Annotated in this window: 26 protein-coding genes and 2 tRNA genes; 12 read left to right on the forward strand and 16 right to left on the reverse strand. The window is 47.2% G+C overall.

Annotated elements, in window-relative coordinates; genetic code table 11:
• Positions 1-104 precede the first annotated feature (104 nt).
• Positions 105-809, forward strand: coding sequence for an orotidine-5'-phosphate decarboxylase (gene pyrF / locus IT393_01330; GenBank protein ID MCC7201294.1), 705 nt, complete (start codon positions 105-107; stop codon positions 807-809).
• On the opposite strand, the gene IT393_01335 is transcribed toward pyrF, so the two are convergent.
• From IT393_01335 to IT393_01365, 7 genes are all read right to left on the reverse strand, one after another.
• On the reverse strand, positions 806-1,000 hold the full coding sequence (locus tag IT393_01335) for a hypothetical protein (protein ID MCC7201295.1): 195 nt from the start codon (positions 998-1,000) through the stop codon (positions 806-808). The genes pyrF and IT393_01335 overlap by 4 nt on opposite strands.
• Positions 1,001-1,089: 89 nt before the next feature.
• The gene (locus tag IT393_01340; GenBank protein ID MCC7201296.1) at positions 1,090-1,785 is read right to left on the reverse strand and encodes a type 1 glutamine amidotransferase; all 696 of its coding nucleotides are present in this window, start codon (positions 1,783-1,785) and stop codon (positions 1,090-1,092) included.
• A gap of 12 nt (positions 1,786-1,797) precedes the next feature.
• Positions 1,798-2,313 carry a DUF2155 domain-containing protein gene (locus IT393_01345; GenBank protein ID MCC7201297.1) on the reverse strand — a complete coding sequence of 172 codons (516 nt, stop codon included), beginning with the start codon at positions 2,311-2,313 and terminating at the stop codon, positions 1,798-1,800.
• Between the two features lie 89 nt (positions 2,314-2,402).
• Positions 2,403-2,496 (reverse strand) — tRNA-Ser (locus tag IT393_01350).
• Positions 2,497-2,675: 179 nt separating this feature from the next.
• Positions 2,676-2,762 (reverse strand) — tRNA-Ser (locus IT393_01355).
• A 147-nt stretch (positions 2,763-2,909) separates the two neighbouring features.
• Positions 2,910-4,178: a serine--tRNA ligase gene (gene serS, locus IT393_01360; protein MCC7201298.1), complete on the reverse strand. Its 1,269-nt coding sequence runs from the start codon at positions 4,176-4,178 to the stop codon at positions 2,910-2,912.
• A gap of 73 nt (positions 4,179-4,251) precedes the next feature.
• A complete protein-coding gene (locus IT393_01365; GenBank protein ID MCC7201299.1) occupies positions 4,252-5,283 on the reverse strand; it encodes a hypothetical protein in 1,032 nt (343 codons plus the stop codon).
• Positions 5,284-5,564: 281 nt separating this feature from the next.
• Here IT393_01365 and IT393_01370 point away from each other — a divergent pair, with 281 nt between their 5' ends.
• Positions 5,565-5,696, forward strand: coding sequence for a peptide-methionine (R)-S-oxide reductase (locus IT393_01370; protein MCC7201300.1), 132 nt, complete (start codon positions 5,565-5,567; stop codon positions 5,694-5,696).
• Between the two features lie 10 nt (positions 5,697-5,706).
• On the opposite strand, the gene IT393_01375 is transcribed toward IT393_01370, so the two are convergent.
• The gene (locus IT393_01375) at positions 5,707-6,165 is read right to left on the reverse strand and encodes a DUF86 domain-containing protein (protein ID MCC7201301.1); all 459 of its coding nucleotides are present in this window, start codon (positions 6,163-6,165) and stop codon (positions 5,707-5,709) included.
• Positions 6,128-6,577, reverse strand: a complete 450-nt coding sequence (locus IT393_01380) for a nucleotidyltransferase domain-containing protein (protein MCC7201302.1) — start codon at positions 6,575-6,577, stop codon at positions 6,128-6,130. Before IT393_01380 ends, IT393_01375 begins: the two co-directional genes overlap by 38 nt.
• 46 nt (positions 6,578-6,623) lie before the next feature.
• Between IT393_01380 and IT393_01385 the strand changes: the two genes are divergently transcribed.
• The 3 genes from IT393_01385 (at position 6,624) to IT393_01395 (ending at position 7,722) form a co-directional block, all read left to right on the forward strand.
• Positions 6,624-6,794, forward strand: coding sequence for a hypothetical protein (locus IT393_01385; GenBank protein MCC7201303.1), 171 nt, complete (start codon positions 6,624-6,626; stop codon positions 6,792-6,794).
• A 216-nt stretch (positions 6,795-7,010) separates the two neighbouring features.
• On the forward strand, positions 7,011-7,394 hold the full coding sequence (locus tag IT393_01390) for a DoxX family protein (protein MCC7201304.1): 384 nt from the start codon (positions 7,011-7,013) through the stop codon (positions 7,392-7,394).
• Between the two features lie 145 nt (positions 7,395-7,539).
• The gene (locus IT393_01395; GenBank protein ID MCC7201305.1) at positions 7,540-7,722 is read left to right on the forward strand and encodes a hypothetical protein; all 183 of its coding nucleotides are present in this window, start codon (positions 7,540-7,542) and stop codon (positions 7,720-7,722) included.
• Positions 7,723-8,025: 303 nt separating this feature from the next.
• Here IT393_01395 and IT393_01400 read toward each other — a convergent pair whose 3' ends face one another.
• The 5 genes from IT393_01400 to IT393_01420 all read right to left on the reverse strand — a co-directional run bounded on the left by IT393_01400 (position 8,026) and on the right by IT393_01420 (position 13,493).
• Positions 8,026-10,068, reverse strand: a complete 2,043-nt coding sequence (locus IT393_01400) for a hypothetical protein (GenBank protein MCC7201306.1) — start codon at positions 10,066-10,068, stop codon at positions 8,026-8,028.
• 1 nt (position 10,069) lies between these two features.
• On the reverse strand, positions 10,070-10,906 hold the full coding sequence (locus tag IT393_01405; protein MCC7201307.1) for a CbbQ/NirQ/NorQ/GpvN family protein: 837 nt from the start codon (positions 10,904-10,906) through the stop codon (positions 10,070-10,072).
• Positions 10,890-12,257: a cbb3-type cytochrome c oxidase subunit I gene (locus tag IT393_01410; protein ID MCC7201308.1), complete on the reverse strand. Its 1,368-nt coding sequence runs from the start codon at positions 12,255-12,257 to the stop codon at positions 10,890-10,892. The genes IT393_01405 and IT393_01410 overlap by 17 nt, the downstream gene beginning before the upstream one ends.
• A gap of 60 nt (positions 12,258-12,317) precedes the next feature.
• Positions 12,318-12,734, reverse strand: a complete 417-nt coding sequence (locus IT393_01415) for a cytochrome c (protein MCC7201309.1) — start codon at positions 12,732-12,734, stop codon at positions 12,318-12,320.
• A gap of 261 nt (positions 12,735-12,995) precedes the next feature.
• On the reverse strand, positions 12,996-13,493 hold the full coding sequence (locus IT393_01420; protein MCC7201310.1) for a rubrerythrin family protein: 498 nt from the start codon (positions 13,491-13,493) through the stop codon (positions 12,996-12,998).
• Between the two features lie 99 nt (positions 13,494-13,592).
• Here IT393_01420 and IT393_01425 point away from each other — a divergent pair, with 99 nt between their 5' ends.
• Complete coding sequence (locus IT393_01425) at positions 13,593-14,312, forward strand: DUF1003 domain-containing protein (protein MCC7201311.1); 720 nt, start codon at positions 13,593-13,595, stop codon at positions 14,310-14,312.
• 9 nt (positions 14,313-14,321) lie between these two features.
• Here IT393_01425 and IT393_01430 read toward each other — a convergent pair whose 3' ends face one another.
• Positions 14,322-15,722: a glucose-6-phosphate isomerase gene (locus IT393_01430; GenBank protein MCC7201312.1), complete on the reverse strand. Its 1,401-nt coding sequence runs from the start codon at positions 15,720-15,722 to the stop codon at positions 14,322-14,324.
• Positions 15,709-16,524, reverse strand: coding sequence for a TIGR02757 family protein (locus IT393_01435; GenBank protein ID MCC7201313.1), 816 nt, complete (start codon positions 16,522-16,524; stop codon positions 15,709-15,711). Before IT393_01435 ends, IT393_01430 begins: the two co-directional genes overlap by 14 nt.
• A 314-nt stretch (positions 16,525-16,838) precedes the next feature.
• Between IT393_01435 and IT393_01440 the strand changes: the two genes are divergently transcribed.
• From IT393_01440 to IT393_01465, 6 genes are all read left to right on the forward strand, one after another.
• Positions 16,839-17,873: a zinc-binding dehydrogenase gene (locus tag IT393_01440; protein ID MCC7201314.1), complete on the forward strand. Its 1,035-nt coding sequence runs from the start codon at positions 16,839-16,841 to the stop codon at positions 17,871-17,873.
• A gap of 55 nt (positions 17,874-17,928) precedes the next feature.
• Complete coding sequence (locus tag IT393_01445) at positions 17,929-19,266, forward strand: sigma 54-interacting transcriptional regulator (GenBank protein MCC7201315.1); 1,338 nt, start codon at positions 17,929-17,931, stop codon at positions 19,264-19,266.
• A gap of 215 nt (positions 19,267-19,481) precedes the next feature.
• Positions 19,482-19,679, forward strand: coding sequence for a hypothetical protein (locus tag IT393_01450; GenBank protein ID MCC7201316.1), 198 nt, complete (start codon positions 19,482-19,484; stop codon positions 19,677-19,679).
• A 31-nt stretch (positions 19,680-19,710) separates the two neighbouring features.
• A complete protein-coding gene (locus IT393_01455) occupies positions 19,711-21,447 on the forward strand; it encodes a 2-oxoacid:acceptor oxidoreductase subunit alpha (protein MCC7201317.1) in 1,737 nt (578 codons plus the stop codon).
• 67 nt (positions 21,448-21,514) lie between these two features.
• Positions 21,515-22,408, forward strand: a complete 894-nt coding sequence (locus tag IT393_01460) for a 2-oxoacid:ferredoxin oxidoreductase subunit beta (GenBank protein MCC7201318.1) — start codon at positions 21,515-21,517, stop codon at positions 22,406-22,408.
• Positions 22,409-22,434: 26 nt separating this feature from the next.
• Complete coding sequence (locus tag IT393_01465) at positions 22,435-23,055, forward strand: pentapeptide repeat-containing protein (protein ID MCC7201319.1); 621 nt, start codon at positions 22,435-22,437, stop codon at positions 23,053-23,055.
• Positions 23,056-23,092 lie beyond the last annotated feature (37 nt).

The raw sequence follows: 23,092 nt of genomic DNA on the forward strand, positions 1-23,092 counted from the left end.
TAGTTTCCTTTTCAAAGGGGAAAAAAGTTCCCCCCTTTAGTAAAGGGGGGCGAGGGGGGATTTGAAGCGGGATTTTCGAAAGAAAATATGTTATATTGCAGTTTATGTCAACTCAGCTTATTTTTCCGCTCGACTTTGCTGACTTAAATTCGGCATTAAAATATGTCAGCCTTTTAAGAGACCATGTTCATGTATTCAAGATAGGTCTGGAGCTGTTTGTCAGCGCTGGGCCGGATGCCATAAAGGGGGTGCTTGAGGCCGGCGGCAGAAGGATCTTCCTTGATATGAAGTTTCACGACATCCCTGAGACTGTACGCAGGGCGCTTAAAACGCCATATATTAAGGATGTGGAGTTCATTACTGTCCACAGCAGTGACGGGCCTGGTATATTAAATGCGGCTGTTGGCAGCGTGTCTGATAAAGTGAAGATCCTGGCAGTTACTGTACTGACAAGCCAGGGGGAAGCAGATCTAAGAAAAATACTGCTTCTGAGAGACGGCGTGTCATTGACAGATCTCGTGATTCACAGGGCAAAGATGGCAAAGGAATCGGGCTGTGCCGGGATCGTATGCTCGGGACACGAGATATCAATCATCAGAGAAAATCTCGGAAGAGATTTCATTATCGTTGCTCCGGGTGTCAGACCGTCATGGTCTCTTATTCCTGGAGATGATCAAAAGAGGGTAGTGACACCGGCAGATGCCGCAAGGCTTGGTTCTGACTATATCGTTGTTGGACGGCCCATACGCGATGCAAAAGATCCTGTTGAGGCTGCTGTTAAGATTGTCGAAGAGATGGTAAATCTTTAGTTGACCACAAAGTATATCTTGGACTTCATCGCATAGATAAGTCCTGTACACTTGTTGCATGGCGGGAGGACAACCGGGTTTTCATTTCCTGGCTTTTTAGTCTGATGCAGCTCAACGCAGAAATTGCAATAAAGCTCATCTGCTACAAATACCTCATCCACTTTACGGTCTTCGAGAAGCTGTTTGAACATTGCGGCCCCTGATTTTCTTAGTTTTTTGTATTGTCTTCCACGTTTCAGATTGTTTATCGGATATGGCAGAAATGTTCTTTAGCCAGGCGTTATTCAAAGAATTTATCAAAGAAGAGGCCGGCCCAGCGGTTAAGATTACCTATATTTTCTGGCGTTCCTGAAATTATCCTGCCGGCATTGATATAATCAAGTGTTAAGAGTTCATCCCTGTATTCCGAAATCCACCGGTTTATCATTTTTTCTGTCACCTCGAAATGGAACTGCAGGCCGTAAGTCCTTCTCCCTATACGATAAGCCTGGTTTGGAAATAGACCTGAGCCGGCAAGCCTGGTTGCGCCCTTCGGGATATCAAAGGTGTCTCCATGCCATTGGAATACAACAAGTTCATCAGGAAGGGCACTGAAGAGATTATCCTGCCTGCTGTCTTCTGTGAGACTTAGTTTGTACCACCCTATCTCTTTTTTTGTACCTTTAGTTACTCTTGCACCGGTTGCTTTTGCTATTAATTGACTGCCGAGGCAGATACCGAGTACCGGCAAATCTCTTTTTACAGCCTTTTTTATCAGGATGTCCTCATCTTTAAGAAATGGGTACCTGTCTTCCTCATAGACATTCATGGGGCCGCCAAGTATTATGATGCCGGAGTATTTCCCTATGTCAGGAGGGACAGTCTCACCATCAAAGAGTCTTACATACTTGTATCCGATGCCTCTCTTTGACATTACGCCGGCAATTGTGCCGAGGTCTTCACATTCTATATGCTGCAGTACGAGAAAGCCTGACACATGTAACCTCTTTTACAAAGCAGAAACAGGTTCTTTTAGTGAAAGAAAAAAACGCTCGTGTTTGAATGGATGGACAGTTGGATATTTTTGGAATAACCAACCTTTGAAGATCTCTTTCCCGCCCTCTGTTACCTCGACCTGTATTGCCGGATTGTTCAATTCGGCAGAAGCTGTGGAATAGACATTATCTGTAATCTGAAAGTCAGGCAGGAATGTGCCGGTCTGAACCTCAATGTTGCTGCCAGATATGGTAAACTTGCCGCCGATTGGTACATTGTAATCCTTTCCACTCATCGTCTGTTTGTCCATTACAGTTAATACAACAACCTTCCATTTACCCTTTATCTCATCGGATATGACGATCTTCATCTGTCCTGCCGATGGCATCTGAACATTGCTGTGTCCCGGAAGCATTGATTGCTGTTCTGGTGCCTGCGGCCGGGGTTGCTCCTTCTTCGCGCATGCGCCAAGGTTCAACAGAAAAATGATAGAGAGTGCAATAATGATTAAATTGTTGTTATATTTCATATTGTCTAAATATTCCTCTATTGCTTTTCTTTTTTCAGCTATAAGTTATAAGCTATTAGCTATCAGTGGAAATTGCTATGCAATTTCCTTGGCGGAGAGGGTGGGATTCGAACCCACGGTAGAGTTATTAGCCCTACAACTGCTTAGCAGGCAGCTGCCTTCGACCGACTCGGCCACCTCTCCTTTGGCTACGAACGCCATAAATGTCTTTCTACGGCGTTGGACTCCTTAGGAAATCCTCAGCGTACTTAATAGTACGCCTCCGGTTTCCTTCGTCGTCCGCCTTGTAGAAAGGCATTTCTGACGTTCTAACTTGCTGAAAACACAATTACGTTCCTAACTACGTATTCTGCAAACATAATTGGCGGAGGGGGTAGGATTTGAACCCACGGTGCTCATCACACAACGGTTTTCAAGACCGCCGCCTTAAGCCACTCGGCCACCCCTCCTTGCTACGAACGCCATAAATGTCTTTCTACGGCGTTGGACTCCTTAGGAAATCCTCAGCGTACTTAATAGTACGCCTCCGGTTTCCTTCGTCGTCCGCCTTGTAGAAAGCCATTTCTGACGTTCTTAGTTGCCAGGAAATTTTGGGCTCAGATTATCCGCTCCACTCCTCCCATGTAATTCCTCAGGGCATTTGGAATTACCACTGTTCCGTCTTCCTGCTGGTAATTCTCTAATATTGCCACAAGTGTCCTGCCGACTGCAAGCCCTGAACCGTTTAAGGTATGAACATATTCGGTTCTCCCCTTTATTGTCTTGTATCTTATGTCAGCGCGCCTTGCCTGGAAGTCCCCGAAATTACTGCATGACGATATCTCCCGGTATGTGCCCTGGCCGGGAAGCCAGACTTCTATGTCATATGTCTTTGCAGATGAAAACCCCATGTCTCCGGTGCACAGTGCGACCACTCTGTAAGGGAGGCCAAGCCGCTTTAAAACCTCTTCCGCATTACTGGTCAGTTTCTCCAGTTCATTATAAGAATCTTCCGGTTTGCTGAATTTTACCAGCTCTACCTTGTTGAACTGATGCTGTCTAATCAGCCCCCTCGTATCCTTGCCATAGGAGCCTGCCTCTCTCCTGAAGCAGGGGGTGTAGGCTGTATAATATAAAGGAAGCGCCTCTTCCTGCAACAACTCACCCTGATGGATATTAGTCACCGGCACCTCAGCGGTCGGGATGAGATAGTATCCGTCACGCTCAATCTTAAAGAGTTCCTCCTCGAATTTCGGCAACTGTCCTGTCCCTGTCATTGTCTTCCTGTTCACCATGAATGGAGGGACAACCTCTTTATAACCATGTTCCCTTGTGTGGAGATCAAGCATGAAGTTGATCAGAGACCGTTCAAGCAGGGCGCCGGAGCCTTTCATCAGGGAAAACCTTGCACCTGCGATATTGGTCGCACGCTGAAAATCTATAATGTCGAGGTCTTCTCCTATTTCCCAGTGAGGCTTTGGTTCGAAACTGAATTCAGGGATTTCTCCCCAGTTCCGGATCTCTATATTCCCATGTTCATTTTCACCAACCGGTACGGACTCATGCGGGATGTTTGGCAGGATCAATAAAATTTCCTGTTCCTGTTCTTCTATGCCCCGTATGTCCGTCTCAAGCTTTTTGATTTCATCAGAGACACCTTTCATCTGCTCCAGCAACAGGTCAGCAGATTTACCCTCCCTCTTGAGCCTTCCGATCTCATCCGAATTCCTGTTTCTCTGAGACCTGAGGTCTTCGATCCTTCGAAGCAGAGACATCCTGTCTTCATCAAGCTTCATAATAGCTACGAGATCAACAGTCTCACCCCTTTTTCTGAATCCCTCCATAACCTTTGAAGGATTTTCCCGTATAAGTCTTATATCTAACATATGATATTGTCCAAAACAGACGTATACTTTAGCATCCGCATGTGAAATAGTCAACGCATCAGGCGATGTTGGTTTATTTCGTTAATATCTCGAAGATCAGCAGGACAGTCCAGCCAATCAGAAGGATGAACCAGCCGCCGAGGAGGTAGAATTCGGCCCTTGTCTTGGAAGATATGGCAAAGTTCTGAGCTGCCATTGAGTATATGTCTTCAATTGTATCCAGCTTCTTGTCAATATTTTCCTTCCATGTGTCAAGGTGAAATTTTTTTGATATAAGACTATACAACTTTGCTGAATACCAGTCGCCAATTAGTTTAATCGGATATTCCACTGCCTCTCTTTCAAGGATAGACTCAGTTCTGATCTGCATGATCTCAAGGAGGTTTGTCTTTATCTTTCGGGAGGAACGGATTGTCCTGGAGTTCCCCTTCTGGAGATTTAACGTTGCAGACAGCCTGTCATCAACCCTGTCATCGAGGCTCCGGTAACGCAGGAGCTCGAGATTAGCGATCTGGAAGAGCTCAATATTTTCTGCAAACATCCCTGAATGGTCGAAGAGAAAGGCTCCATCCCAGTCCACTATTGCCACGTCATCGCTCGCATATTTCAGATGAGAGGCAAGTGTAGCGCTGATTTCTTCCTCATCCAGATGGAAACGTTCATTCTTGAGGTGACTGACTATCCTGTCTCCAAAGGCTGCTATATAAGCCTCCGGGTCTCCCTGGTATTCAGATATACAGTAGACACTGTATTCTTCGCAGAAGTCCATATTGCACTTATACTGGTTCAGCGTCTTCTGTCCTTCCTGAATCAATACCCGCTTAAGGTCAAAGACAAAGTCAGACAGGATATCCCCAACATCCACAGATGCCTCGAATACGATAATATCCGGCTGATAGGCCTTGACATGAATCGCTGTCTCATGGTCATGGATTACAGATTTAAAAGATGTAATACTCCACTGCGAGGGAATGACGTCCGGATAGTTGGGAGAACTCTTGGTAGACTTAAATTTCAGTGATTCGAGGCTGGACACGCTTATTCCCGCCTGACCGAGGAGGAATACGACTATGCGTCCTGCCATCTTTTCCGTGGAATCTTCCATATTTAATAATACCCTTATTTTGCCTCTATCAGCCTTCCATTCAAAAAAAATATGAATTATGCCTGAAGCATATGTCTGATAAGGTAATCCTTAGACCGGAACCCACTCGCCTTTTTCATAACTCTCCAGTATTCCCTGTTCTTCTATTGTCAATTTTATATGCTTCATCTTTTGACATGGTAATACATTGTGTGCTTTGTGGCAACATAGGAGGGGCGCACAGACTGGCAGTGGGCTGAGCCGGGGGCAGGAGCAGCAATGCCTCCTCACATCTCGGGCATATTTATCCTGACGGACCTCAGCCGACCGGTCAGCGTTACTGCATTAATTCCGCCGCCCTACGCTTTATTCCCAAAGATGACATGGGCAAAGAGGGATATGGTGAGTACATGGGGCTGTTTTACAAGAAATAAATGACAAAGGTTATTGCTGATCTTCCAGGGAGTGTTTCTCGTTCTGGTAAGTTTTGACGAAGGCCAGGATTTCCCGGTTAAATTTATCGAAATTGGTTTTAACTATCTGATAAAGCTCCAGCGGGGTAATTTCTCTGTAAAAATGTACCATGCGATTCCTGTAGCCGGCCATTTTAATGAGGACTTCTGAAAGTCCTTCTGAAATGACTTTTCTTTTGCCAAGTTCTCCTGCAATGGCCTTGTATTCTATTTCCTTGAAACCATAGTTCTTTGCAAGGATGTGCCTTCCAATGTCAAACACAGACTCAAGTGCTCTCCTGAGATAGCTTTCAACAAACGGAGGATTTTTCCTGTCTGACAGAAATTCTTTTTCTATCATTCCTGAAAATGGTTTTAACTCTTCAACACAGCCCTCAATAAACCTGATCAACTCAAGAACGCGGGTTGTATTCAAATTCGAAATAACCATCTTCTATGGCCTCCATGACATCTTTATCAAATTCCTTTTTCTTGAACAGGTCTCCGGCCCTCTTCATTATGTCCTCTTCAAATTCATCTGCATGATTTATCTCCCGCTCGTATATTCTAACGCCCTTTATTATCTCGTATTGGAATAAGGTGCTGACCTCATGCATAAATAAAAGGTCTATGTTGAAGGGTTCGAATATGCCGGAAATTTCCTTATAAAGGTTTCCGTAAGTTTTGATGACCTCCTGAGGGGGAGCTTCAAAGGCAACGGCTACATCAAGATCGGAAAAAATATCAGGTGTAACATCTTCTCCCTCAATGTATCTTTTTCCTTTATCTGCCTGTGAACCAAAGAGATAAATGATATGAATCCCGTATCTGACGGCAAGCTCTTCTATATATTTGTTTTGCATGAATTACAATATAGCATAGGGGGCTTATGGGGTAAAGGAAGAAACAATGATAAATCAACTTGAGGCAGGGGCGTTCGAATATTATATGGCGAATCAGACAAATTTTGAAAAGGTTGTTCCGGAGAAATACAGGCATCAGGCAAAGCTGACAGTCAAGGACGAATACTCGTTTGATTTTCTGGAGCCTGGGGAAGAACATTTACCACATCTTTCATAAAGTTGTAGATGCGAGTGCGTATGTACCGCAGCATCGCAAACGCATTATTATCGTTTGCTTTGACCTCAAGATTTCCGGTGAAGATGTTCCCTTTTGAATTGACAAGGCTCCGCAAGCCTGATAGCATTTAAATCATCCAGAGGAACCATCTGGATGCCAACCTTATGCTCTACCCATATATGACTGTAAAAATAAACCGATAGGGAGGGTACACTCATGAAATGGCTTTCAAAGTACGCGGACCATGCTTACGCCTTGATGCGGATAATTGTGGGATTCATGTTCTCATTCCACGGTGTCCAGAAAATCCTTGGGATACTTTCCGGGTTCCAGCCGCCGGTTGGCTCCCAGCTCTGGTTCGGCGGGATCATCGAACTCCTGGGAGGAATAGCGGTAATGCTGGGGTTTCAAACGCGCATTGTGGCGTTTATTTGCAGCGGCATGATGGCCGTGGCCTATTTCCAATACCACTGGAGGTTCCAGATGGGATCTGGTTTCTTTCCGACGATCAACAAGGGCGAATTGGCAGCGCTCTATAGCTTTGTTTTCCTCTACATCGCCAGCCGGGGCGGTGTAAAATGGAAGTTGGACAAAGACTAAGGCGGGAACATGGCTGGAAGGAATTCGTCATCCTGATGGTAATTATTTACTGAGTCCTCTATACTGAGGGTACCTGTGAACAGCATTTCACTGACATGATTGAAGACGTATTAACATGGGGCGCCGATACGCAGAGGAGACACGCATGGCAATTGAAACAAGAATCGAAGGGAACAAGCTGATTATCACCTGCGACCTGGAAACACCTACGCCGAGCGCATCCGGGAAAACGCTTGTAGTAGCCAGCACCAGAGGCAATATGAAAACATCCTGCATCGTGGAAGGAAAACCTTTAACAATCGGGCTTAACGCCTATATCCCCAGATAGTGATACTCAAGGCCAACTCAGTGCAGACTTTTAATGCCCGCAACATGCATTATATTACTCTCAGGGTCAGTAAATAGTCGAGGGTCTTTGGTCCGACACCCTTGTCAATTATGATTTCATGATGATCTCAGATATATCTTCTTATGTAACCGCTGTTTGATTACTTTAGACGATGCTGTCTCAGAACCGTCAGGTGTTTCAAGCCACCGCCTGTAAGGTTCACAGTGCATCATTTGCGGGGGAGGCAGTGAAACTGATAAGACAGACACGATGTGCTATAGAGAGGACTATTTCACAGTTTCTTCAAAGCTGCCGGATGATCCTTGCGTAAAGGTCGGGGAGTCTTCTGGCCAGCTTGTCCGCCCGCGATGATACCGCGTAATTACCTTTGCCGAAGAGGCGCGGCAGATACTCCTGCGCCTTGTTGTCCACTGTGAGGCAGAAGGGGATGATCCCTTCCCGCCCGGCTTCTTTAATGGCCATGCGCGTGTCTTCCAGCCCGTAGCGTCCCTCATAGGCGTCAATGTCATTCGGCTTTCCATCCGAGAGCATAAAGAGGAGGCGCACCTTTGAAGACTCTTTCTTCAGGATGCCTGCCGCATGCCGGATGGCAGGACCCATCCTGGTGTAGTGGTAGGGAATCAGCGAGCCGATGCGCTCTTTGACTATGCTGCCGTAGTTTTCGTTGAAGCCCTTGATGTGGTAGAAGCGGCAATCCCTCGCCGTCTTTCCTGAAAAACCGTATATCGCGTGTCTGTCCCTCAGTTTGACCATCGCCTCACACAGGATCACAAGGGCCTCTCTTTCATGATCAATGATCCTCCGGCCGTCCACCCAACCGTCTGTTGACATACTGAGGTCCACGAGAAAGAGCACGGCAATGTCCCGTTCATTTCGCGTGTATGATGCGTAGAGTCTGTCGTCTGGCGTCTTGCCAGCCTCAAAGTCTGAAAAGGCCTCTACCGCGGCATTAAAGTCTATGAAGTCGCCGTCCAGCTGCCGGCTTTTGAGTGTAGCGGCCGGGGTGATCGCCTCGAACTTGCGCGTTACCTCTTTGATTACCCGCTTCTTCTCTCTAAGGATGTTGTCTACGGCATCTGCCCTGGCCCCGGCCGCAATAAATTCACTTAGTCTGGAGGCGTCCGCTGTGTAGGCCCCTTTGCGGTAGTCCCATTCCTTATATGAAAATACCCTCTTTGTGTCTACTTCCTTAGCCGGCGCCGGAGGATGATCATCGACCCTTTCAATGTCGGCGTCAAAGAAAGAGGTGGTCGTCTTTCTGATCTCCGCGGTCGTCAGCTCTTCCATGCAGTCAGCCGCCTCACCCGCGTCTTCATCAGGGTCATCATCAAACGGCCGGGAGACATTTACAAACTCTGCCCATGAGAGGAGCTTGTCGTAGATGTTTAGTGTGAGTCCCTGCCCGTTCTCCTCCTCATCAACAACGGTTTTCTTCGCAGCGTATCGGTTACGGGTCTCGGATCCGGGCCCTGGTCTCTTCGTATCCGCGGGTTTGGCTGCCTCAGAAGATGGGGCCTTGTCAGCGGCCCTCTCATCCTGATATAGAAGCCCTTCCCTTATCCTGCCGGGTATGAGCTTGCCCCACGGCGTAAAAGGTACCATACCCCGGTATCTTTTCAGCGGCACGCCGGCCTCCTGCCACTGGCCTTTGATGGCCTGCGCCATCCTGAGGCTCTCCTCTGGCCCGTTTGAAGCCGAAACCCCGGCAGATACACCAGTGAAAGCGTCTCTTAAAAACTGCTCGATCCTTTGCTCCGGCGCGTTGATGTGCCTGTGGCCAGGCCGCCTGCTGAGCAGATAGTGAACGATATCCTCCCAGTCGCGAAAGACGCCCGGAAATGTTCCCTTGATGATAGGGGCAATTCTGACATTTTCAGTGATCCAGTAGAGGTCTGCGACGAGCCTGTCCTGTTCCAGTAACACCCGGTTCTCGAACGCTGTCTTCAGGGTATTAAGGCGTATATGGCTTGAAAGGAAAAAGATGATGAGCCTGACCAGCTTCTCCTGTCCTTCGCTGTCGGGCATATCCACCAGCGAGTGTGGCAGGAATATGGTCTCTCCGTCGCTCCAGCCGAATCCATGGTCCGCCAGGATGGCTGGATGCCCCATCCTGTTCAGTGTCTTAAGATAGGGTCTGGGAGGCGTGTCTCCCCTGATGCAGGCCGCACGCACAGTTTTGCCGGCAGCCATTGAAGCCAGGATGCCGAACCTCCTCAGGTGTCCTGCGAGGAGATAGGGGGCCTTGTCAGCCCCCCATTTTCGCATTCGCCTGCCTGAGAAAAACTGTATGGCCTTATCGAAGCCCTTTCCTGCGAGATGTTCCATCTTAAAACACGGCCCCTATGATATCCATCATCGTGCGATGAATCTCGGCATCGGTTGTCAGCGGCCTGACAATGGCTGCCTCGCACGCAGTACTGACCGGAAGACCGCTTTGGATGAGCCTTGCGGCATGCACCAGCATGCGGGTACCAGGGTGCGAGTCGAGCCCGGAGTCTGCGAGCGAGCGCATCTTCCGGCCAGCACTGACGAGTCCCGCGGCCGTCATTCTGTCGAGTCCGCTTTCGCTTGCGACAATGTCTGCCTCCATCTCTTCGGGCGGATAGTCGAACTCAAGGGCGACAAACCGTTGGAGGGTGCTCGGTTTGAGGTCTTTCAGGATATGCTGATAACCTGGGTTGTAAGATATCACCAGCATAAAGTTGTCAGGAGCGCGCAATTCCTCTCCCGTCTTCTCGATGACCAGGATTCGCCTGTCGTCTGACAGGGGGTGGATGATGACGGTGGTATCTTTTCTCGCCTCGACCACCTCATCGAGATAGCATATACCGCCCACCCTGACTGCCCTCGTCAGCGGCCCGTCCACCCAGACAGTCTCCCGCCCCTTGATCAGATACCTGCCGACCAGGTCTGACGACGTCAGATCGTCGTGGCATGAGACCGTGTGAACGGGGAGACCAAGCCGCCACGCCATGTGCATCACAAAGCGGGTCTTGCCGCAGCCGGTCGGCCCTTTCAGCAGTACCGCCATGCCGCCCCTGTAGGCTGCCTCGAATATATCTACCTCATTGCTGACAGGCAGGTAATACGGCTCAGCCCCTTTTTCCGTCCTGTCTGGATGAGGTGCGGCGTCATACGCCGTGCTGCTAATGTGTCCCGCCATGTGAGTATTCTCCATAGGCCTCAACCCCAGCGTGCACAGTCTTGCCGGGGAAGAAGAAGTCGTAGAGATAGATGACAAGCCCGGCAGCAAACGTGCAGCCGAAGAACAGCCTGAGACCGTAGAAGATTTCCATATGTCCCTGCGTTTCCATAAAGGGCATTCCGAGGATGCGCTGCAGGTAGACCTGGACGATGCCAGCGCCTGTGAGCGAAAGCGCGATGAACATCATGGATACCACCATGATCCAGAAGGCAAGTATCTCGGCCTTTTGATGCGTTGGTCTGCGCTTCCGGATGTTAGGCATGGCATAAGATGCCATCGCCAGAACGATCATCGCGTACGCGCCGAAAAAGGCCAGGTGTCCGTGACTTGCCGTGATCTGTGTGCCATGTGTATAGTAGTTGATTTGAGGCAGCGTGTGCATGAAACCCCATAGACCTGCGCCGAGGAACGATACGATCGCTGTGCCGGCCGTCCACAGGATGGCCGCGCGATTCGGATGATTGCGCGTCCTCTTGCTGACCATCCGGAAGGTGAAGGCTACCATCGCTGCAAACGGAAGCACCTCAAACGCTGAGAACCAGAGCCCCCATGTCTGCCAGAATGTCGGTGTACCGATCCAGTAGTAGTGATGCCCGGTGCCGATGACGCCTGAGATGAAGGTCAGGCCTATGATGACATAGAGCCACTTTTCGGCGACCTCACGATCGATGCCTGTAAGCTTGATCAGAAGGAAGGATAGCAGCGCAGCCATGATCAGCTCCCATACCCCTTCGACCCAGAGATGCACAACCCACCACCAGTAATACTTGTCCACCACCATGTTTTCCGGCTTGAAGAAGGCAAAGAGATAGAAGACGGCAAGTCCAAGAAATCCGAAAAGGAGGACGAGGGACACGCTCGTCCTCTTTCTACCCCTTATCATCGTCATGATCATGTTGAAGATGAACATCAGTACGACAATAACGATCGCCACCTTGATCACGAACGGCTGTTCGAGGAACTCCCTGCCGTCATGCCACCTGAAGAGATAGCCGACTACAGCGGTCGCACCGCCTATCAGAAAAAGCCAGAACTGCGTCAGCGCAAGCCTGACACTGTATATCTCACCTTCGACCTCTTCAGGGAGCAGATAATAGGCCGAGCCCATAAAACCAAAAATAAGCCAGACTACCAGCAGGTTGATGTGCACCATGCGGGCTATGTTGAACGGTATGGCCGGAAACAGCATGTCAGGCCACAGGTACTGCGCGCCTATGATCAGGCCGAAGAGGATCTGGCCTGCGAAAAGCAACATGGCGGCGAAAAAAAACGGATAGGCTACACGCTGTGATTCATACTTGTATTCCATGAATTTCCTCTCTTTCAGATGGTTGTTATTTTATTCAAGATGCACGATAAGAATGGGCCGTCAGCCCTCTTTATTGGGCGGCCAGTTGTCGGTGTTTACCTGCCCCATCCATTTAAAGAACGCGATCAGCGAGTCAATGTCTTTCTCCGACAGGTCGAACTGCGGCATTTTTCTGATGCTTCCCCAGCCCTGGACCGCCGTTACCTGAAGCACTGTGCGCACATACGGCTCACCGCGTCTGGCAATGACGTTGCCAAGTTCAGGTGCATAGTAGGCCCCTTCTCCGAGGAGTGTGTGACAGTCAATACATGCGTGTTTCTCCCACACCTTCTTTCCCCACGCGACAGAGGGGGAAATGTTTTCAGGGTGGGTCCTTTCCGGATACGACTGGTGTGACATGACTGTGAGTACCAGCAGTATCGCGGACACCACTACAGTTGACCCAATGAACATGTTTCGTGCCGAAGCCTTTGTCATCTAACCCTCCTTTGTTGCCAGCATTGACAATAACGCTGGATCTGACGGACATTGTGTTCAAAACCATACATGAACCCTGGGCGTGCACGAACCCATGGCTTTTTTACAATGCTGACACGGTATACAGGATTCTGGTATGACGGAGATCATACTGATCAGCATCGGGCGCATACAGGACAGCGCCCGTTTTACGATACTGACACGTACATGCGGATTATGGGTATGATATATATCAGCTCTGGTTTTACAACTTTAAATTCCCTAAACCTGTATAAACTTCTCACCCTTTGCATTGCAGATGGGACACGACTGTGGCGGGTTGCCTATCTCAATATGTCCGCAGACAGGACAAAGATAAAAATTGGTTTCGCTCAGGTCTTCACCCCGCTGAACAGCCTCCAGCGCCATTTTGTAAAGTCTTGCGTGTACCTCCTCTGCCCTGACTGCATAACCAAACATGCGCTTTGCCCTGTGACCTTCAGATTCAGCCTCCCGTAGCATGGGCGGATACATCTCCTTGTACTCATATGTCTCACCGTCTATGGCTGCCTGAAGGTTCCTGGATGTTGAACCTACTGCATCAAGTGAATTCAGGTGTCCCTCGGCATGAATCCTCTCTGCCTCTGCTGTTGTACGGAATAAACGTCCAATGTTTGGGAACCCTTCCTGCTCTGCTTTTTTTGCAAATGCCCGGTACTTCTGGTTTGCCTGGCTCTCACCGGCGAATGCCTCCTTAAGACTTCTCAGTGTATTCGACATTGTCACCTCCATCAATTTTTATGGAATTTACACTATCCATAAGATTATTTCAATAAACTTCTTGACCCCGATGGTTCCGGAGTTTATTATTCATTCGAAATGGAAAAAGTCCTTTGCCAGATCAGTAAGAAAGATGTGGAAATTACCCATGCGTATAGATGCGACTCCCTCAGCGAAGGATTATATCAGTTCATCAGGAAAGATTTTCCCGATCTGAACAGGGATAACTATATATCGCTGGTGGAGTTAAACCGGTACCGCAGAAGATACCTGACTTCAATCATGGTGGATGAAACAGGCGAGTTGACGAGCCTCGAAAGGGATGTGCTCGATGCTATTCATAAAAACAAGATACTCTCGGAAAACATTGAGCCGGATATCGAGGAACAGCTGACAGCCGGTCAGAAAGTGGCAGACATTATCGCAAGGTTTGGCGGAAGCTGGACCTTCATAGGATTATTCTTCCTTCTGATCTTCCTGTGGGTGGCCATTAACGTATTCGTATTTGTCACGCGTGCCTTTGATCCCTACCCGTTCATCCTGCTGAACCTTATACTTTCCTGTCTTGCCGCTGTTCAGGCGCCTGTCATAATGATGAGTCAGAACCGGGTTGAACAGAAAGACCGGTTGCGCGGTGAACATGACTATAAGGTAAACCTGAAGGCTGAACTGGAGATCAGGCTGCTTCATGATAAACTGGACCACCTGATTATTCATCAGAATAAACGTCTGCTCGAGATCCAGGAGATCCAGTCGGACTACCTGAACGATATTCTAAGTGAACTCAAATCCATGTTAGAAAACGAGGATGAGGGATAGCAGGACAAGTCAGATTATATAACTCTTGTTTTTGCCTATTCCTTCGACCTTTTTTTTCTTGTCTTCGTATCCCTTTCTTCCCATCATGCCGAATGTGAGTTTCTTGCCTTCTTCAACGCCTGGCTGGTCAAATGCGTTTATCCTGTAAAGTCCGCCTGCAAAGGCGGTTTGCACCTCAAACAGGTAAAACAACTGCCCTATTACCGAAGGCGTTATTGCCGGGATGTCTATGCGGCAGCTGGGCCTTCCGTTCATGGCAAGCGCTACCTCCGTTGCCCTTTGCTCAGCGAGTATCAGCTCATTTAATGTGTGGCCGCCGAGATAACTTATGCCCTCTGCGTCACTGAAGTCTGCCGGGATAGGGACAGTGGAATTAAATCTGTTGACCCGCAGAAATGTTATTGTCTTGTCATGCGGCCCTTCCACATACAACTGTAATTGGGAGTGCTGATCCGTTGCGCCAACTGCCTTCACCGGTGTCTGGCCGGTAAATACTGTCCGGCCGTCAATACCATGTTTCTTTCCGAGACTTTCCGCCCATAACTGTACGAACCACTCAATAATAGTGCCGAGCGCCTCTGAGTAGGCCATCATTACGGAGATATGCCGGCCCTGCCTTGTCTGAAAAATATATTCGAGCATCCCCTTCATGTACGCAGGATTTTTCCATATGTCAGGATTGCTGCACCGTTTATCCATAAGGGCAGCCCCTTGCAGCATCTCGTCTATATCAATCCCTGAGACAGCAGCAGACAGCAGGCCCACAGGGGTCAGAACAGAGAATCTGCCGCCTACCCCTGGAGGTATCTCAAGTGTCCTGTATCCATTCTGTCTCGCAATCTGCAACAGGTCTCCCTTAGCAGGGTCAGTAATAGCAATAACCTGCGATGGATCAACCTTCCCGGCTGCCTTTTTAATAGCGTCTTTTAGCACAAGGAAGCTTGCCATAGTCTCAGCAGTGCCGCCTGACTTGGTAATCACGACTACGACCGTTTTCTTAAGGTCAAGGACTTCAAGTAGTGCAGTTGTTTCATCAGGGTCAACATTATCGAGGAAATAGAGGCGTGGTCTTCCCTTCCCTTTGCCTGCGTACAAACTGTTATAGAATGGCGAATGCAGGGCATTATGTATGGACAGGGGGCCGAGAGCTGAGCCGCCTATGCCGATAAGAAGTAAGTTTTCAAAATTGTGAGATATGTCCCTGGCGATCGCCTTGAGTCCGCCTGTGTCCTGATAGGGGAGGTCAAAGAAGGGCAGCGCGCCGTTCTTCCTCTTGTTCAAAAGCTCTTCATGGGTCGTCTTTATTGCGCCAGAGTAAAAATCTATGTCCCCGGGGTCTATACCGGAATCATCACCAATCTGTTCTTTCATCATGAAGTTGAAGTCAAGACGCACCTCATTTTGTTCCATCAGATAAAACCTCCTTCCATTTACCCGATATGCCAAGGTGGCAGAGGGCGAAGTCATATTTTAGCGGATCGTCCGGCGATATCAGACGGAAATTATCTGTAATCTCCTGAGCCATTGCCCAGTTTGCAGATTTCCGGCTTGTCATGTTCAGTTCTTTGCTAATCCTCTCGATGTGGGTATCAAGGGGATAGATAAGGATAGAGGGTGGAATATGTTTCCACAGACCAAAGTCAATGCCGTCATCACCCCTGACCATCCATCTCAGATACATATTCAGGCGTTTACATGGACCACCGTTATCCGGTGATGGTATTAACTGAAGCAGTCCACGCGTAGTTATTGTCTTGCCGTATACCGGGCTGGTGTCTGTCTCTCTGAGGCGGCTTACAAATCTGCCGAGTGTGGTTCGCAGAGTATTGTGATTGTCATGGCATGATTGAAAGAGACTGCCGATAGTGCCGTATTTTCTGAGGACTTCTCTCAGTATGAATATGAGCGCTGCCATGTCTTCCCCCCTGCACATCCTGTAGTAGAGACCCTGGTAGCGTTTCTCATCCCTGTGAGGTTCAAAATTTATCACATATTCATAAAGACTGCCGTCTGCAAAAGAAAGAATCTTTCTGATTGCCGGCTTGAATAAAGTGATCCGTCCAAAGGCAAGTGAAGAGGCAATTAACCCTGCAAGTTCAATATCCCGGGGATCAGTATAAAGGTGGGGAAATTCAACAGGATCATCCTTTATGTAAGTCTTGAGACGAGGTATATCACAGAGAGAATCGAGGACATCTTTGAGAAGGGCCATCTGTATTAACACTCGTCTTCTAAGAGCGTTTCATCATCTCTCATTACGGGGTCAGCTACCGCGAATAGTTTTTTCACGTTTTGACTCCCGCAGAAATCGCAGTAAAATGTGGAGCTATTCCGGTCTGACATCGCTTCGAACAATACGCCACAGTCAACGCATTTGAACTGATACGATTGCATTCTGTTTCTCCTTTCCGTCAAGGAATATTCTATCACCTGACAATGCACTGAGTCAATTCATTAAGCCGGTCCGGATCTCCATGCACAGTTTTATTCTTGACATGAAACGAAAAACAATGTTACTGATTATTCATGAAGGCAGTTGTATTTCATGAATTTGGCGGGCCGGACAGACTTGTTTATGAAGATGTCCCTGTCCCCTCGATTGGCAGCGGTGAAGTCCTGGTTCGGGTAGAGGCCTGTGCACTTAATCATCTTGATATATGGGTCAGGCAGGGTATACCGGCATACAAGTTAACGCTGCCGCATATATCAGGTTGTGACATTGCAGGGGTAGTTGAGGCTGTTGGGGATGATGTTGACAAAGGAAGCATCAAGTCCGGGGACAGGGTCATTATTGCCCCTGGGCTCAGCTGTTTCAAGTGTTCATATTGCCTTTCAGGTATGGACAATCTGTGTGAGACCTTCAGGATCATCGGCGGTCAGGTGGATGGCGGGTATGCCGGTTATGCGAAGGCTCCGGCCATAAATATTATCCGGGTTCCGGACGGAATAACGTTTGAAGAGGCTGCTGCATTTCCCCTGACATTTGTTACCTCCTGGCATATGCTGATTGAAAGGGCGCATCTCGCCCCGGGGGAGGATGTGCTGATTATTGGTGCAGGCAGCGGCATAGGAACTGCCGCTGTGCAGATAGCAAAGCTTGCCGGCGCCCGTGTTATTGCCACTGCAGGGAGCGATGAAAAGCTCGAACAGGCCAAAAAACTTGGTGCGGATGAGACCATAAATCACACTCAGGTGGACTTCTCCCACAAAGTAAAGGAGATTACAAATGGGAGGGGAGTTGATGTTGTCTATGAGCACGTTGGTCCTGCCACCTGGGATAAAAGCATTTCATCACTTGCCAAAAATGGCAGGCTTGTAACATGCGGAGCAACTACAGGACCTGATGTAAGGCTTGATCTCAGATACATATTTATGCGGCAGCAGACTATTATGGGTTCTGTAATGGGTACGCGCCGGGACCTTCTAAGCATAACAAAACTTATTGGCCGGAAGAAGCTGAGGCCTGTGATTGACGCGACATTTCCATTATCAGAGGCACGAATGGCCCAGGAGCACATGCTCAACAGGGAAAACTTCGGCAAGATAATTCTTAAGCCGTAGCGTTGCCCTTTGTTACAACCTCTGTTAACATATTGTTTAAATTTGGAACATTGCTATGGAAGAACGTATAATTCTAAATTGTATCAGTGATGGTGTCCTTACAATTGACCTTTCCGGCCGGATAAACTATGTCAACAAGGCTATGCAGGAACTTCTGGGTTATCCGGAGAGTGCCCTGATAGGCAAGAGGTGCGAGAATTTTATCAGGAGTAATATTTGCGCTTCTGAAGACTGTGTCCTTCGCCGTACCCTTGCAAAAAAGGAACGGCTGTCAAATTATGAGAGTTTTGTAGAGAACAGGGAAGGCCGCCGGGTGCCAGTTAACATTAATACCGACCTTCTGTTTGATGAAACAGGGAGCCTGATAGGAATTGTTGAAGTATTCAGGGACATTTCCCAGATAAAGGAATTGAAAGAACGTCTTGCAGATGTGTACGATTTTGGCAATATTATTACCAAAGACAGGAGAATGAAAGAGATTTTATCTATCCTCCCCTCTGTTGCTCAGACCAAGAGTACAGTATTGATTGAGGGAGAGAGCGGAACAGGGAAAGAACTTATTGCAAAGGCGATACACAACAACGGCAACAGGAAGGATAAACCTTTTATTGCTGTTAATTGCGCAGCAATCCCGGATACCCTCATTGAAAGTGAGTTGTTTGGACATGTAAAGGGGGCTTTTACCGGCGCGCATCAGGACAGGGTCGGCCGTTTTGAACTGGCCAACCATGGCACTATATTCCTGGATGAGATTGCTGACATGAGTCTGTCAACGCAGGCAAAACTCCTCAGAGTAATCCAGGAAGAGAAGTTTGAACGGGTCGGCGGCACCAGGACCATATCTGTGGATGTACATATAATTGCCGCCACTAATAAGGGGCTCCTTAAAGAGGTAAAAGAGGGCAGATTCAGAGAGGACCTTTACTACAGGATCAGCGTTTTTCCCATTTTCCTGCCGCCTTTAAGGGAACGCAAGGAAGATATCCCCCTTCTTATTACGCACTTTGTAGAAAAATTCAACAGAGAGATAGGAAAGGAGATTGACAATATTTCTCCTCAGGCCATGAAAGTACTGCTCAATTACTTCTATCCAGGCAATATTCGTGAACTGAGGAATATAGTTGAGCATGCATTTATCTGCAGTAAAGACAACACTATCCTTCCCGAGCACCTCCCTGGCGAGTTGCTTCGGGAAGGAGAGCGTCTCAATATTACCGCTGCACAGACCTCATCACTTGACAAGGTGGAAAAAGAATGGATCCTCAGAACGCTTGAAGAGAACGGTTGGAGATATGCTGAGACTGCCAGAAGATTAGGCATAAGCAGGACCACTCTATGGAGAAAGATCAAGTTGTTTGGTATTGAAGATCATACATCAGTAGTTCATAAATGAAACATATAGTTGCTTATTGAAACATTGCCTGTTTATTAGGTATTTGTTTCACCTTATGTCTTTTGATAGGTCATAAACTCAGTCACTGTTTCATTATGGAACGCAAGCTGCATCCATAAGTAATTCATAACTCATTGAATTATAATACTAAAGTGTTTTGGCAAGCGGATTGCAAAGTTATTACCATTAGGTGGAAGAAAGGAATGGTGATAAAAATGAAATGTCCAAAATGTAATGGCCTGATGATTTACGAGAAGTTCCTGGATATGGGAGAATCCAGCAACTACTTTTTCTATGGCTGGCGTTGTATTGCTTGCGGAACCATTGTTGATTCTACTATAATAGAGAACAAGATCAGCCCGGCTGCGTTATTAAAGAGTCATCGCAGGCGTCGGTTAAAGAAGGTTTCGTAATAGGAAAGTAATAACACGAAGGAGGTAAGCCGTGGCAATAGATATAATCATGCGTATAGCCGGAGAGGGAGGAGAAGGCGTTATAAGCTCCGGAGATTTTTTAATGCAGGCCGCTACAAGGGCAGGCATGGAGGTGGTAACTTTCAAGACATTCCCTTCAGAGATTAAGGGTGGATATGCCCTGAGCCAGGTGAGGATCTCGGATAACAAAATACATTCGCAGGGAGATACTTTTGATATCCTGGTTGCCTTTAACGGCGAGGCGTACGCAATAAATAGGAAAGAGCTTACCCCTGGTAAAATTATGGTGTATGACTTTCCGGGCGGAGATTTTGAGCCTGAAGAGCACAAGGATGTTCATATGTACCCGGTGCCAATGTCAAAAATTGCAAAATTTGAGCTGCAAGCCCCTATTGTAAAGAATATGGTTGCCCTGGGCGCTGTGTCGGAGCTGTTTAAAGTTCCTATGGAAAGCCTGAGGCAGAGTATTATAGATAAATTTATTAAAAAAGGTCAGGCAGTTGTAGATAAAAATCTTGAGGCGATAGAGGCAGGCGCAAGGTATGTCAGAGAAAATATTAAAAAGACAGATACGATTGTTTTCCCCTCTCCGACACCTCAGAAAAATGTAATTATCGTAGAAGGCAGTGAGGCCGTTGCACTTGGGGGTATGGCAGCTGGTTGCAGGTTTTTCTCCTGTTATCCGATTACACCGGCTACGTCAATCGCAAACTATATGTCTTCCATGATACTTAAGGCTAATGGCTTTGTTTATCAGGCTGAAGATGAGATTGCATCCATTGCCAATTGCCTTGGCGCCTCCTTTGCGGGCGTTAAAACAATGACATCCACATCAGGTCCGGGTATGGACCTGATGTGCGAGCTCCTGGGGCTTGGTTCAATGGCAGAGCTGCCTGTTGTTGTTGTAAATGTTCAAAGGGGTGGGCCATCAACCGGTATGCCTACAAAACATGATCAGGCAGATCTTCTTTCAACAGCTTACAACTCTCACGGTGACACTCCAAAGATAATTCTTGCAGCATCCAATGTTGAAGAAAACTTCTACCTTACGGTAGATGCCTTTAACCTGGCGGAAAGATACCAGATGCCTGTATTTTTGTTATCAGATGCATCCCTGGCTATCAGAACAGAGGCCATACCTGTTCCTGATATATCTAAAATAAAAATAGAAAACAGGGTTACGTATGCAGGTCAGAAGGAAGAGCAGGAGAAATTCTTAAGATATGCAAATACCCAGTCAGGTATTTCTCCTATGGGTATACCGGGCACGTGTGGTGCAAGCTATGCTGCAACAGGTCTTGAGCACTCAGAAGACTCCGGTCCGAGAACAAATCCAGAGACGAGAAACATGATGACAGAAAAAAGATGGAGAAAGCTTGAAAACATAGAAGAAGAATATACAAATATAGAGGTAGACGAACAAAAGGGCGCAGAAGTGGGTATTATTGCATGGGGTTTAACAGCTTCTATTACAAAAGAGGCGGTACAAAGATTAAGGAACAAAGGATATAAAGTCTCTGCCCTGTATCCTAAAATGGTATACCCGGTGCCTGTGAAGGGCATAGAGAAATTTGCATCTAAGATTAAAACAGTTATTATACCTGAGGCCAATTATCAGGGGCAATTTGCTCAGCTTGTAAAGGCCAAAACAGATCATGTCAATCCTGTAAAATTGAATATCTACAGAGGTGAGCCGTTTATCCCCAGAGAGATTGAGGAATTTGCGGAAAAATATCTTAAAAAATGAAGCCGTTAAACAGCAGGAATGAAAATACAAGAACTATCAGAAGTTATATTATAAAAGGAGTAGATAAATGGCAATAGCGATGGAATTAAAACCTAAAGATTACAGAAGTGATATAGAACCAACCTGGTGCCCAGGATGCGGAGACTTTTCCGTAACCTCTGCTATATGTTCAGCTTACAGTAAACTCAAACTTGATCCATATCAAATCACGACGGTTTCTGGTATCGGATGCTCAAGCAGGCTTCCGCTGTGGCTCAAAACCTTTGGCTTTCACTCCTGCCACGGAAGGGCAGTGCCTGTTGCAGCAGGCATAAAAATGGCAAAACCAGAGATGACTGTTGTTATAACTATCGGAGACGGCGATGCCTTCTCTATCGGCGGCGGTCATAATGCGCATGTAGCAAGAAGAAATATGGATTTAACGCTTATTGTCATGGATAACAACATATACGCCCTTACAAAAAAACAGGTTTCTCCTACAAGCCGTCTCGGGATGAAAGGCTCAACAACGCCCTATGGAACACTTGATGAGCCTATGAATACAATACGCCTGATGCTTGCTTACGGAGCTACATTCGTAGCCCAGACCTATGCAGGCAACCCCAGACACTCAGGTGAAGTAATAGAGCAGGCAATTCTTCACAAGGGCTTTTCCTTCGTTAACATCCTTTCCCCGTGCCCCACTTACAACCAGGATGAAACATTTGAGTACTATAAAGGCAGAACAGAAAATATCCAGGAAGTTTACGGTCACACTAATCTCGAAGACAAGGCAAAGGCATTTGAATTTTCTGAGAAAGTAATGGGACACAGAACAGATCCGAATGCAAAAGTCCCTGTGGGTATATTTTACAAAAAAGCGCAGGAAACATTTGAAGAGAAGGTTGCCAAACTTAAAAAAAGAAACAACGGCAATGACAACTTTGACGTTGCCAGCCTTTTTGAAGATTACAAGCCATAAATGACGACAAGATGACAGATTTTCCTATGACGGAAACTGAAGCGCTCGCAAAATATAAAAGGGGTGAGAGCCTGGAGGGTTGTGATTTAAGCTACCTTAATTTTGACAACCAGGATTTGACAGGTATTGATTTTACGGCTGCTACGCTTACTTGTACCTCCTTTGTGAACGCAAGGCTCGATAACGCCATGTTAAACGACGCTTTTATGCCTGAATGCAGGCTCGTCAATGCAAGCCTAAAAAATGTAAAAGCGAGGAGGGTGTTTTTTCAGAGGACGCGGTTAAATAACGCTGTTATAGAGAACTCAGACTTTACAGGGGCAAGGTTTCAGGTAAGCGATCTGACAGGCATTAAAATCATAAACTCTGACCTGACAGGAGCAAATCTTGAGGATTCTATAATACACAAGGCCGTAATAAGAAAAGTTAATCTTTTTAACTCTAACTTTCGGGGCGCAGATATAAAAGAAGCCACGTTGGAGGAGACAGATTTTAGCCATTCTGATTTTAGAAAGGTGCAGACTCAGGGGGCTGTTTTTAAGAATATAAAGGCTGATGATGTTTTATTCTATGGTAAAACTCCATGGGATAAGTCTGTTATTGATATGGATTGGAAGAAGATGCTTCCTGCTTGTCAGGATGATTAGCAGATGAAGTTCCTATAGAGTAGTAAAATATGCAGTA

It is taken from the genome of Nitrospirota bacterium (assembly GCA_020851375.1).
Classification (GTDB): Bacteria; Nitrospirota; 9FT-COMBO-42-15; order HDB-SIOI813; family HDB-SIOI813; genus RBG-16-43-11.